The sequence below is a fragment of the Streptococcus mitis subsp. hohhotensis genome (assembly GCF_000722775.1).
In the GTDB taxonomy this organism is placed as follows: Bacteria; Bacillota; Bacilli; order Lactobacillales; family Streptococcaceae; genus Streptococcus; species Streptococcus carlssonii.
On the sequence record NZ_JPFZ01000007.1, the window covers coordinates 40,938 to 52,914 of the forward strand.

An 11,977-nucleotide genomic window follows, 5' to 3' on the forward strand; every position below is an offset into this window, starting at 1 on the left:
GATAGTTTATCTAAACGTGAAAAAGCCCTGATTTTTGCCTTTATCGATATCCGAGTAGAGGCAGAAGAAAAGGAACACAAAGAAATGGAAAGAAAAAGCAGAGGAAGGAGGAGACGGTAGAAGATGACTACATTAATGCAAACACTGGCGCTTAGAGATAATTTCTCAAGCCCTTTAAATCGAATTAACAGTACGATTAACAGGACTATTGCTAAGTTCGGCGAGTTGGATAGACGTGTCAAGAAGATGACGCAAACTGCAACGATTAAAGTCAAAGCAGATATGCCTAAGAATTTAACTGCGCCCAAAGCTACTAGCCCTGTAGCTCCTAAAATGGCGACACCTATCTCTCCTAAACTTCCTTCGACTGGGCCTCTTGTTGGTGGCTTAGGCGTTGCTACATCCATGCTTGGTCGAATGACTTCTATTTCTCGCGCTTTAAATTTCATGGTTGCTATTCAAGCCTTGAGGCAAATGGCTAATTTAATGAGTGGTCTGATTAAGTCAGGCGATGATTATATTCAGACTATGGCAAGGCTTAAGACGATAGAAGACGGATCTAAGACAGGCCAAGAACTCCAAGACGGTATCATGGCGGCAGCACAACGCTCAAGGACTGGCTTCGGTATCATGGCAGACTCAGTGGCTAAACTACGCTCACAAGCTGGAGAAGCCTTTAAAAGCAATGATGAAGCTATTGCATTCGCTGAACAGTTGAACAAGCTGTATAAAATTGGTGGTGCAAGTTTAGAGCAACAAAAAGCAGGGACGCTTCAAATCACACAGGCGCTTGCTTCAGGGGTTCTTCGTGGTGATGAGTTTAACTCTATGATGGAGAACGCTCCGCTTGTTGCCCAAAAACTAGCTAGACACCTTGGTGTCAGCGTTGGTCAACTGAGGGGAATGGCTAAAGATGGCCAATTAACAGGAGATACTCTTAAGAACGCTTTGCTTGGTTCAGCAGTTGAAACAAACGCTGAATTTGCGAAAATGCCGATGACCTTTGCTGATATGATGACTCAGATTGGCAACGTTGCTTCATACGCATTTCAGCCTTTGATTCAAGCATGGCAAGAGTTCATTAATAGTACCGCTGGACAAAACTTCATGGCAGGTTTAGAAACCGCTATGTTTGCGATCGGCCAGATAGCTCTGTGGCTCTTTAATCTCTTTGTTGAAGGCTGGGACTGGGTGACAGAGAACATCAATATAGTTATGACTGCATTAATACTTCTTGCAGCAGTTGCTCTTATAGCAGGTGTAGCAATGTTTGTAGCAGGTTTGATGGCAGGAGCTCCTTGGGCTTGGCTAATGCTGATACTGATAGGTGTAATTGGGATCGCGCTCTTAATCGCTACAGCTCTAAACGCTATGGGGATTTCATTCTTAGACGTTGCAGCTGCTATCGTTGCAGCCTTTGTCTTTGTCGGAACGGTAGTTTATGACATTATTATGTTCGTTATTAATCTTGTTATGTATATGATTGCACCGATTGTAAACATCTTCATAGGTATTTACAACATTGGTGTAGCAATTGCAGAGTTTTTGAGAAATGTTTTTAAGCACCCGATATATTCCATCAGAAAGTTATTTTATAATCTTGTTCGAACTGTATTAGATTATTTTGCTTCGTTTGTTGATGGGGTAGTAAATGTAGCACAATCTATCGGTAATGCTTTTATAGCTGGTGCAAACATGGCTATTAAGGCTATTAACTGGATTATAAAAGCAATAAATAAAATCCCAGGTGCTCCTAAAATAGGAGAGGTTGGTGAAATGGGCTACATGTCTAATGACGGTAGTTTTGCCAATGGTATTCGTGCGATGTTTACTCCAGGAGAGGCTCCTGATGATTATGAATCTTTTGACGGCATGCGCGCTAACATGATGACTCCAGGCAGTTTGTGGGATGGAATGAAAAATCCTTTCTCAACTGCTGGCAATGCTTTTAGTGGTACTAAGGCTTTTGGTCAAGGCGTTGGTGATGCTATGCAAGGCTTCGCTGATAAGATGAAAGGTCAAGATGAACTTGCTTCTAAATTTGACCAAATGAACCAAACGCCGGCAGGGGCTGGTGCTCCTTCTGGTGGTGCTGGTGGTCTTGGCGACAAGCTAGGCAAAGGCAAAAACATTGGTAACGTCGGTAAGATTGAAGATGAAGTCAAGTTGAAAGATGAAGATATCAAGATGATGCGTGATGTTGCAGAACGAAAATACATCATTGATTACCAAGTCCTAACACCTCAAGTTAGTGTTAAATATGAGTCTAAAAATAGCGCTACTGAGCAGGATATCGACGATTTGGTCGGTAAGATTGAAGATAAGATTATCGGACTGGTCGATAGCGACCTAGGAATTGCGTAGGAGGTAGAAAGAAATGGCGATTGGTATTTTTGTAGAGTACAAAGGTCAAGTCACACAACTTCCTGTCAATCCAGAAGAACTGAAAACGAAGAATAGCGCAAATAACGAGTCAACAACGAGTATTGCACTAGGAGAAATAACCCAGATGAGTTTTCCTAAACTCTCTGAGGTTACTTTCACTTCATTCTTCCCTAGAGACACTTTCCGCTCTTATGTCCTGAATAAATCAGGAACGCCTGAAACCTATGTTCGACTCCTAAAAAGAATCATGGACGGGAAAGAACCTTGTCGCTTGATTATCTCTGGAGTGGGTATCAATATGCTTGCGACAGTTGAGAGTTTCGAGCAACAAAGAAAAGCTGGTATTCATGAGGATGTTTACTACGACATCACTTTCAAAGAGTACAAGATGGCCAAGGCTCGGTTTGTAAAAATCGAAAAGAAGGTATCAGAAGAGAAGAAAGCTAGTCAGCCTCAGAAAGAGCAAGCCCCTTCGACTAAGAAAGAAGTGACTATCGGTGCAAAGGTGCTCGTCAATGGGCAGCTGCATAGAGATAGCTACGGAGAAGGGCCTGGTCAAACTGAGTCAAACGCAACTAGACTTGTCAATTATATCAATATGAAAGGGTCGCATCCTTATCACGTTACCATGTTGGATGGTGGTTGGCGTGGTTGGGTTACTGCTGATTCGGTACAAGTCCTATGATGGAATTTCTGATTCAAGATGTGAATGACGGTAAAGTCTTTGATATCACTGAGTTGGTCGGAGGTGTCAAATGGGAAACCAGTATTGATTTTCAGCCGGGAAAACTTGAGTTTGATATGATTATAGACTCGCAGGTTGCTTGTAACTTTGGGGATGTTATTCGCTTTAAGGTAGATGATAAGGGCATTTTTTACGGCAAAGTTTTTAAGAAAAAGCGGAAATCAGCCAAGAAATGGTCGGTTACTGCTTATGACAGAATGAGGTACCTGAAAAACACTGACACAATCGTGTTTGAAGCCTCTAAAAGTCATGAAATCTTTAGTAAGATTTGCGAAATCTCAGAACTTGAGTACAAGGTTGTCGATGAGGGAAACTGGACGTGCCCGGAGAAAATCGAAGATAAGAAAACCTATTTTGCGATGATCCAAAACGCTTTGGACTTAACTTTGATTCATGGCGGCATGTGGTACATCATCAGAGATAACTTTGGGACAGTCGAGCATATAGCCTTAAATTCGCTGATTACTGACTTAGTGATTGGTGATGATAGCGTAGCTAAAGACTTTGACTATGAAGGCTCTATCGATGATAGTTTCAACTATGTGAAGCTGACTAAAGACAACAAGCAGAGTAAGAAGCGTGAAGTGTACGTCGTGAAAGACTCTAAGAATGTTGCTCTTTGGGGCAAGTTGCAGTACCACGAAAAAGTGGATGAAAAGATGAATGAGAGTCAGATTCAACAAAAGGCTGAACTCTTATTAAAAGCTAAGAATCATCCTAAAAAGACTTTTAAAGTCCCTTGCCTTGGACATCTTGGAATCAGTGCAGGCAACAGTGTTGTGCTGGATTTTGCAGATTTAGAGTCTGAAGGGATTAAGAAGAACAGTCTTGGCATCATCTCTAAATGTACCCACAAGTGGGACAAGGTGCATACAATGGATTTAGAATTGAGGACGCTGGAATAATGGCAGGAGAGTTATTAGCACGCCTTTTGGCGCAAGGAGTAGATGATGGGACAGACAGAACAGATATTGTTTTTGGCTCTGTCACATCTGTTTCTCCTTTAACAATCAAGGTTAATAATAAACTTGAAATCCCTGAGTCCTTTTTAGTTCTAAGTCCGATGGTTAAAGAACTGCGTACTGGAGATACTGAAGGGGACAACAAGAGATGGATTGTTTTTCGTGATCTTGAAGCAGGAGACAAAGTCTTAATGATTAAAGCCCAGAACGGGCAATTATACTACGTTTTACAAAGGATGGAGTGAAGATGGTAGATATACGAAACATTGAAGAAGTTGTTTTGCCATCCTACACTTATCAAGTGAAAAATGGCAGAATACACGGATATATTGATGGCTTAGAAGCCATGAGGCAAGCTGTTGAAAAGATTTTACTTACAGAACGGTTTGAGTGGGTTATTTACTCTTCGAACTACGGAGTAGAATTGGATCGCTTGATTGGAAAGCCTTATGATTTTGTAAAAGCAGACCTTGAGAGAACAATTTCTCAAGCCTTGTTAGTTGATACAAGAATTAAAAGTGTTCAAAATTTCTTCATCGAGCAGCAAACCAAGGACAGCTTGCTTTGTATCTTTGAAGTTCATACTATATCCGGTTTATTTAAAGTTGAAAAGGAGGTGACGCTGATTAATGATAGGTGATTTCTTAGAAAAATACACGTTTGATTATCTGATGAATGACGCTCTTTCTCGCGTCAATGAAAATATTGATACACGGGAAGGCTCTATCATCTATGACGCATTGGCGCCTGCTTGTTACGAGTTAGCTGGTTTTTATTTGCGGTTGAAAAATCTACTGCTAGATACATTTCCACAGACTGCTATTGGCCAATACCTAGACTACAAAGTGGAAGAGTTCGGTCTACATCGTTATCCGTCAAAAAAAGCGGTACGCTTTGCGGAGTTTAAAAACGAGAGAAAAGAAGGCGTACAAATCGCTTTAGGTTCTCGTTTTGCGACAATTGACGATGCTGCACTCATCTACAAGGTAGTTCGTGCAACTAATGTAGCTGGCAAGTATGAAGTAGAGTGTGAGACGACTGGTGTTGTCGGAAATCGCTACTATGGTAATATCTTGCCCTTGGAAAACTACAGAAACCTAGCTACTGCAGTCTTAGGGGAAATCGTCACATCTGGGCAAGATGAAGAAACTGACGATGAATTGCGGAAGCGTTTCTTGATTTACGTCAATGAGAAACCTTTTGGCGGTAACTTCATTGAGTACGTTCAGCGTGTCCGGGAAATTGACGGTGTTGGCGCAGTTCAGGTCTATCCAGTTTGGAATGGCTCAGGAACGGTTAAAGTCGTTGTTTTAGACAACGACTTAAACTTGGCATCTACCGAGACAATCAAGAAGGTGCAAAATGTTCTGGATCCACTAGAATATACTGGAAAAGGCGTTGGACTTGCTCCTATCAATCATCGTGTGACGGTTACGACTGCGACACGCTTCCCAATTGATATTGAGTTTAAACTTGAGTTGATGACAGGATATCAGCTAAATCAAGTAAAAGAACTGGTAGACAAGGCTCTAGACCAGTATTTCTTGGATTTGAGAAAGAACTGGGCGCAATACTCAGATGTCAATACCTACAGTATGAAAATCTATCGCTCGCAGTTAATGGCCAGACTACTGACCATAAACGGTGTTGCAAACGTTGATAAGATGAAATTGAATAACCGCGAGGCTGATTTAGCGCTTGTTTTTACAGGACAATTACAACAATTGCCGTATAAAGGAACAGTGAGGACGGTTTAATGGTAAAAGAAGTAAACTTATCTGAATACGTTCCAGATTACTACGAGGGCGTCAAAGATATGAAAGAACTGGTTCGGGTTGAAAATGCTCTGTTTAAAGACGGTACTATCTCATTAGAACAGTTCATCAAGAATCAGTTCATTATGCTCTGTGATATCCCTACCTTAACGAAATTTGAGGAAGTCTATGGCATTGTTGCACACGCTGACGATACGTTGGAGTGGAGAAGAGAGCGTGTTTTGTTGCGGATCAATATGAGACCACCATTTTCATGGTGGTTTTTAATTCGCAAATTAGACGAGCTTTTCGGAAAAGGAAAGTACAAGGCTTCAGTAGATTTCGCTAATCAGGTCTTACTGATTGAGTCTGGAGCAGAAACGAGTGGACTTTTTAGAGAGTCAGTTATCTTTGTCAATGCAATCAAACCAGCAAATATGGGGTATACACATATCCCGACAGTGACAGAACGAGTCAAGATGAAAGAACGGTTATTCAAGACATCAGTAGATTTCGCTAGAGCAGGTTATGCAGTTGTAGGTGTGACACCTTTTGAGTATGAAGGACCATAAGAGGAGGTTTTATTCAATGATTAAAGAAGCGTTACTAAATACAGTTACAGAAACCGTACTAGCTAAAATAAACAAAGCAAGGTTGAACAATAATCAAATTGTGACGATACAGAAGCGACGAGAGCAGCGTTTTGTGTTGATTGATTTCTTGATCCCAGACTCAATCAGAGAAATCAATAAGATTGAGTTGCTAGACAGTTCAAACGTACCTCAGTCTGTCATTGATGTATACGTTCCTATTGAAACAACAACACGATTCAAATATAGACTGGAGGTGCTAACAGATGGCTAAAATCTGGAGGTCAAGAGATATCATCGGCGTTGAAGATGCGCAACGATGGGAAAACAAAGCTGATTCAAGTCACAGGCACAAGGTTGCAGACATCGACGGTCTTCCCGAAAAGATCGACGAGGTCACTAGAAGCAAGGCTGAGAAGGTTGACCTAACTGGTCACATCAACAACCGAAACAACCCACACGGTGTCACTAAACAACAAGTGGGGCTAGGGAATGTTACGAATGTTGAGCAAGCAAGTAAGCAAGATTTTCAAAATCACTTAAACAATCACAACAATCCGCATAATGTGACTAAGCAACAGGTTGGGTTAGGTAACGTAGACAACGTCAGACAAGCAAGTTATGAGTCAGTAGAGGCTTTGAAGCTTGAGTTCCAGGAACACGAAGATAGACTAAATGCTATCGAGTATATGTTCTTGCAGAACGACTTCACTGCTCCAATCCGTACAGAAGACGGTACAGAACATACCTTGCTTGCTGATGAAAACGGTCATGTGATTGTTGCAGATTGGAAATACATTATGGAGGTATAATATGGCAGTAATTAGTACACAGACGCGAAAAGTAACTGATTTGCCACAGGCTAGTCAGGTTAACAACTCGGACAACATCATGATTCATGATGGCCGTGGGTTGAAAAAAGTGTCTGTGCAGACATTAAAGAATGGAATCAGTAGCAATGTATCAGTAGCTACGTCGAGTTCGAACGGGATTGTCAGGCCAGATAATCAGACAACAGAGGTTTCAAATGGTGTGATGAAAGCCAAGACTGCGACTAGTGGGCAGGCTGGTGTGGTGCGACCTGATAACTCAACGATTACAGTCGATAGTTCGGGTGTTTTGCGAGTAAACAGGTTAGCTTTAAATATCCCAAGCTTACCGTCTGAAAACGTAGCCCACAAACTGATTAACCAGAACGGAAATCAGCAAATGAAGTACTGGTATGGGTCTAAAACACAATATAATGCAATCAGCACAAAAGACCCCAACACAATCTATGATGTGTATGAGTAGGTGATGCTATGGCTACAAGAGAAGGAATCTATGTCGGAGGACATGAGATTGTAGAACGATATGTTGGTTCAAGATTGGTTTGGGAGAAGTCGATGTTTGTAAAACAAATAGACGTCTCAGAAGAAATTTCGATTAGTGGTGGCGGAGAACTGACTGTTTCTTTGGTAGTGGAACGGAATGAATATAGAAATACAGGTCGTTGGGGCAATGGTAAGTTAATCACTGCAGGTCGAACAATATTAATCAAGTCAGCGACAGCGGAAATTTATACCGACAGCTGGAACAGCAGGTCTTACTACAAAGTTACTTTAGAGTTTTACAATCAGGCAGATAAAAATTATTTTTTGTCTAATCGTAATAATCGTTTTCAATTTTATTCTAAAAAGGGAAAGAGGTAATTAAACATGGAATTTGTATTAGTAAATAAATTTTTTAGAGTTGGCAAGACGGAAGTCTCTATTCAATGTGACAAGCCGTTTACTTTCTTCACTCGTGAGTTGGAGGGTGACCACTTGGGTGATACGGACGAAACGCTCATTGAAGCAGTCAAAGAGATTCTACGAACTGAACTTGACCCAACTAGTGCTATCGTTAAGAACCAAGAACAATTGGCTAAAACGACTGCAGCACTTGAACAAGCCAACCAGCTTATGGAAGGTATGCAGAAGGTCAGCTTGCATAATACTGATGATATCGAGGAAATCTTTGCACGCTTGGAAGTGCTTGAGAAACACAATGGTATCGATCATGAGCATGAGGATGAAGCAGAGGGACATGAAGAAACACCTCATGTTGCCGAGCCAGAAACACACTCTGTTGAACCTGCTCCAGTAACTCCACCGGTTCAACCAGAACCCCAACCAGCTACAGAAGTGGCTACAAACGGAGTTCCCAACGTGGTCGTATCTGAACCAGCACCAGTTCCAGCGCAACCAACTACTGAACAACCAGCAGCAGAACCACGTATCCAACCTGCACCAGCAGTAGAACAACCAACAGAAAGCGAGACAGAACATGAAATTCCTACACCGACAAGCGAAGCGAGCACTAGTGAAAACAATGGAGGTAGCAACAATGAGTAAAATTACATTAGACCAAGCTAAAATCGATATGTACATCAATCTATTGAAACGTGGAGCGATTGACTTTTCATTTGTCAACAAACGTTTCCGAGATCGTGTGCGTAAAGAATTGGAACGCCTTGGCTTGAGCAATTTGGCGAACTAGCGAGGTGTTTATGGATGTCTTTGAGAAAATAGAACACTTTTTCACTAGCGTAATGCCAGTGCTAACTCCAACAATCATTGCTTGGATAAGCTATCGGTTACCGAAAAAAGCCAAAGAAGAAACAGATAAAATTGTCTCGGAACTAACCGATGTCAAGAAACAGATTGAAGATGTCCAGACTACCGCTAAAGATAGCAATTCCAAAATCGACGAAGTGCAAGAAAAATTAAAAATTCACGATGAGGCGCATCTAAATACGATGAAGTTGCGCCTTGGTCGTGATATGCGACAGGCTATTAACAGAGGATATACCTCTAGAGATGAATTTTCCCTAGTAGAAAGTATGCATAAAAGCTATAAAACTCTAGGAGGTAATGGCTACATAGACCGTTTATTCAGCGATTTTGAAAAATTGGATATCAAAGAAGGCATCTTAATAGATGATTAGAAAGGGGCGCAGAATGGTCTGTAATCTCAATACGACCAATCTCGCACAAGTGGATGGCGGTTACCTCATAAAACAAGGTGATGTGGCTTCTACCTTTGGATTTGTCCTCCTAGACGAAGATTATCGAGCCGTCCCCTCTCTAGAAGGGGAGGTGGCGGTCGTTAGTCTGACAATGGGCAAGTACCAATGGAAGAAGAGCGTAACTGTCACAAACTCAGGCGTGATTTTTAACCTGGACACTATCTTACCAATCGGGAAATACCGCTTAGAGATTAGCGCTGGTGGGTATATTTTCCCAAGTGACAAAGAAACCCACATCAAGATAGTGGCTTCAGATAAAGAATTGGTCACAGAGGAAGTCCATGCTCTTAAGGAGCTGGATATCGCAAAGGAAGTTGAGAAACAACTTTCAGAAAAAACAGTAACAGATGGTGGAGTATGTCCGGAATTCCCAGATCTACTCTTTTTTTACAACTTGGGGAAGGTATAGAAAAAAATGGAAACTACAAAATTAACAGAATTTGCCCGCACATTGGGAGAGGATAACAAACGAGTTAACGAAGAATTAAAAACCAAGGTTAGTACTACAGCAATGACGCAAGCTATCTCTCAGGCAGTCACTCAAGCTAAAACGGAAGTTAAGGCTGAAATCTTGGGTGAAGGAACGCCTGAGAATCTTGATACGCTGAAAGAAATTGCGGACAAAATCACAAATATGGGGCAAGACGAAAATGGTGCTCTTCTCGGCAAAGTAACCGAAGTCAGCGGACGTGTAGACCAGATTGCCAATGTTGACTTGGTAGCAACTTACAACGCAGCGAAAGCGTGATATCTATGAATAACCTTGAAAATCTAGCAACGGAAATCGGTAAGGATATCAAGGATATCAAGACGCGTTACGCAACTAAAGAAGAGCTTCATGAGGCAACTGAGATAGATTATTCTCAGATTGTCACACATGAAGAATTAGACGGCAAGCATTATCTGACAGAACATCAATCGCTTGAAGAGTATGCTAAGAAATCTGAAACGCCAGTTTTTCGGTTTGCTAAAGGGGATATCCCAAGTGGCGGTGTAGGTGCAACTGCAACGATTACTACCGCAGACCTAATGAATCCTGACAGTGTTAAGGTCGGAGATATCATTGAAGATTACTGGAGTGGAGCTACAGGTGCTAACCGAGGAATTTGGAAGGTGACAGCAGTTAATGGGACTAATGTCTCTGTTCAAGGAATTGGTGCGAGATTTTTACCAACACCTTACAACGACACTGAATTGAAACAAAGGATTTCAACTCTTGAAAGCCGTCCAAGCTCAGGAAGTGGTGGTCTCGGTACTGAAGAAATAGCTACTTATAGCAATACAGTCATCTATATTCCGAACGGGAATATCGTATACAACAAGAGCTTAAAGAAATTATCTTTCCCAAAATGCAATGTAAAAATCGGGAAGTCCAATTATTGGTGTGAGGCTCAAGAGGTTTCTATTAATGGTAGTGCAGGATTTATCGTGTTTAACAAGGCTCAAAAACGAATTGTTGGAGGCGAGGTTAACACGACTAATGATGTATTACTTGGATATTACGACAACAATGCTGGTAATTACTACATCAATACTTTTAGTAAAACGACAAAGACCAAAAAAATTGCTTGTTTGGGTGATTCGATTACTGAAGGTGTTAACGCTGGAGGTTGGCAATGGCACCGCTACATTGACACTTGGTGCAAAAGCAACGGTATTAATAGCATCGTCACGAATTTAGGAATTGGCGGAACATCTGTCTGTACTTCAAGTTATGTGACAGATAGATTGAAGCCGTTTGTAAACAGACTCGATACAATACCAGCTGATGCGGACATTGTAGTTATCTTTGGAGGAACGAATGACTGGGGGAATAATGCAACTTTAGGAAGCATTATAGATACAGGGACAAGTTCGTTTTATGGAGCATACAAGTACATTCTTGAATGGCTTGCTGTCAATCGTCCAAATGCGAAAGTGATGACAATGACACCTCTGAAACGATATTTTAGAGGTGGTGGTACGACTTGGGTGAATGCTCAGACAACACCAAATAACAAAGGAAACCTGTTGCAAGACTATGTTCGAGCGGTAAAAGAAGTATCTGAAATGTACGCTATCCCTTGCGTTGATCTGCATAATAAGTCAGGTTTAAATCCTGTCTTAGAGAGTGTCAGAAATCGTTTCATTGGAGACGGTCTACATCCTACCGCAGAAGGAAATAAGAAGATGTATCCGGTCATTTTGGACAAGATGCGTCCATTCTTAGAATATGATTAGAGAGGAAAATAATATGATTAACTGGAAATTACGACTAAAAAATAAATTCTTTTGGCTGACTGCAATCCCAGCCTTCTTGCTTGTCTTGCAAGCTGGTGCAGCAGTCTTTGGATATCACCTAGATTTGGGTGATATCGGTAACAAGCTGATTTTGCTTGTCAATGCAGTATTCGTGTTCTTGACTGCTATCGGTCTGGTCAATGACCCGACGACTAGCGGAATCACAGACAGCACACGAGCGCTAGAATACAAGAAACCAAGTGAGGAGTAGG

The 11,977-nt window shown here is 41.5% G+C and carries 18 protein-coding genes; all 18 read left to right on the forward strand.

Going from position 1 to position 11,977, the window contains the following annotated elements:
- The first annotated feature begins 123 nt into the window (after window positions 1–123).
- Genes SK608_RS01230 through SK608_RS01310 form a run of 18 tightly spaced genes read left to right on the forward strand, consistent with a single transcriptional unit; the run spans window position 124 to window position 11,976 of the window.
- Complete coding sequence (locus SK608_RS01230; RefSeq protein WP_033675941.1) at window positions 124–2,364, forward strand: tape measure protein; 2,241 nt, start codon at window positions 124–126, stop codon at window positions 2,362–2,364.
- A gap of 13 nt (window positions 2,365–2,377) precedes the next feature.
- On the forward strand, window positions 2,378–3,070 hold the full coding sequence (locus SK608_RS01235) for a phage baseplate protein (RefSeq protein ID WP_033675943.1): 693 nt from the start codon (window positions 2,378–2,380) through the stop codon (window positions 3,068–3,070).
- On the forward strand, window positions 3,070–4,035 hold the full coding sequence (locus SK608_RS01240; protein WP_235202141.1) for an XkdQ/YqbQ family protein: 966 nt from the start codon (window positions 3,070–3,072) through the stop codon (window positions 4,033–4,035). The genes SK608_RS01235 and SK608_RS01240 overlap by 1 nt, the downstream gene beginning before the upstream one ends.
- Window positions 4,035–4,337, forward strand: coding sequence for a DUF2577 domain-containing protein (locus SK608_RS01245; RefSeq protein WP_015973671.1), 303 nt, complete (start codon window positions 4,035–4,037; stop codon window positions 4,335–4,337). Before SK608_RS01240 ends, SK608_RS01245 begins: the two co-directional genes overlap by 1 nt.
- Before the next feature lie 2 nt (window positions 4,338–4,339).
- A complete protein-coding gene (locus SK608_RS01250) occupies window positions 4,340–4,732 on the forward strand; it encodes a DUF2634 domain-containing protein (protein ID WP_033675948.1) in 393 nt (130 codons plus the stop codon).
- The gene (locus SK608_RS01255; RefSeq protein ID WP_033675950.1) at window positions 4,722–5,849 is read left to right on the forward strand and encodes a baseplate J/gp47 family protein; all 1,128 of its coding nucleotides are present in this window, start codon (window positions 4,722–4,724) and stop codon (window positions 5,847–5,849) included. Before SK608_RS01250 ends, SK608_RS01255 begins: the two co-directional genes overlap by 11 nt.
- On the forward strand, window positions 5,849–6,418 hold the full coding sequence (locus tag SK608_RS01260; protein WP_033675952.1) for a putative phage tail protein: 570 nt from the start codon (window positions 5,849–5,851) through the stop codon (window positions 6,416–6,418). Before SK608_RS01255 ends, SK608_RS01260 begins: the two co-directional genes overlap by 1 nt.
- A gap of 16 nt (window positions 6,419–6,434) precedes the next feature.
- Window positions 6,435–6,710 carry a hypothetical protein gene (locus tag SK608_RS01265; RefSeq protein WP_033675953.1) on the forward strand — a complete coding sequence of 92 codons (276 nt, stop codon included), beginning with the start codon at window positions 6,435–6,437 and terminating at the stop codon, window positions 6,708–6,710.
- Window positions 6,703–7,248, forward strand: a complete 546-nt coding sequence (locus tag SK608_RS10290; RefSeq protein WP_050489903.1) for a hypothetical protein — start codon at window positions 6,703–6,705, stop codon at window positions 7,246–7,248. Before SK608_RS01265 ends, SK608_RS10290 begins: the two co-directional genes overlap by 8 nt.
- 1 nt (window position 7,249) lies before the next feature.
- Window positions 7,250–7,729: a phage upper tail fiber protein gene (locus SK608_RS01275; protein ID WP_033675954.1), complete on the forward strand. Its 480-nt coding sequence runs from the start codon at window positions 7,250–7,252 to the stop codon at window positions 7,727–7,729.
- 8 nt (window positions 7,730–7,737) lie between these two features.
- Window positions 7,738–8,127, forward strand: coding sequence for a hypothetical protein (locus SK608_RS01280; RefSeq protein ID WP_033675955.1), 390 nt, complete (start codon window positions 7,738–7,740; stop codon window positions 8,125–8,127).
- 6 nt (window positions 8,128–8,133) lie between these two features.
- Window positions 8,134–8,811 carry a hypothetical protein gene (locus SK608_RS11395; protein ID WP_050489904.1) on the forward strand — a complete coding sequence of 226 codons (678 nt, stop codon included), beginning with the start codon at window positions 8,134–8,136 and terminating at the stop codon, window positions 8,809–8,811.
- A complete protein-coding gene (locus SK608_RS11400; RefSeq protein WP_162837272.1) occupies window positions 8,804–8,956 on the forward strand; it encodes a hypothetical protein in 153 nt (50 codons plus the stop codon). Before SK608_RS11395 ends, SK608_RS11400 begins: the two co-directional genes overlap by 8 nt.
- 10 nt (window positions 8,957–8,966) lie before the next feature.
- Complete coding sequence (locus tag SK608_RS01290) at window positions 8,967–9,404, forward strand: coiled-coil domain-containing protein (RefSeq protein ID WP_033675956.1); 438 nt, start codon at window positions 8,967–8,969, stop codon at window positions 9,402–9,404.
- Window positions 9,397–9,894 (forward strand): hypothetical protein, encoded by a 498-nt coding sequence (locus tag SK608_RS01295; protein WP_235202142.1) that lies wholly within the window; start codon window positions 9,397–9,399, stop codon window positions 9,892–9,894. Before SK608_RS01290 ends, SK608_RS01295 begins: the two co-directional genes overlap by 8 nt.
- 6 nt (window positions 9,895–9,900) lie before the next feature.
- Window positions 9,901–10,233 (forward strand): hypothetical protein, encoded by a 333-nt coding sequence (locus SK608_RS01300; protein ID WP_033675958.1) that lies wholly within the window; start codon window positions 9,901–9,903, stop codon window positions 10,231–10,233.
- Window positions 10,234–10,238: 5 nt separating this feature from the next.
- Window positions 10,239–11,705, forward strand: a complete 1,467-nt coding sequence (locus SK608_RS01305) for an SGNH/GDSL hydrolase family protein (RefSeq protein WP_033675959.1) — start codon at window positions 10,239–10,241, stop codon at window positions 11,703–11,705.
- 13 nt (window positions 11,706–11,718) lie between these two features.
- A complete protein-coding gene (locus tag SK608_RS01310) occupies window positions 11,719–11,976 on the forward strand; it encodes a phage holin (protein ID WP_033675961.1) in 258 nt (85 codons plus the stop codon).
- Window position 11,977 lies beyond the last annotated feature (1 nt).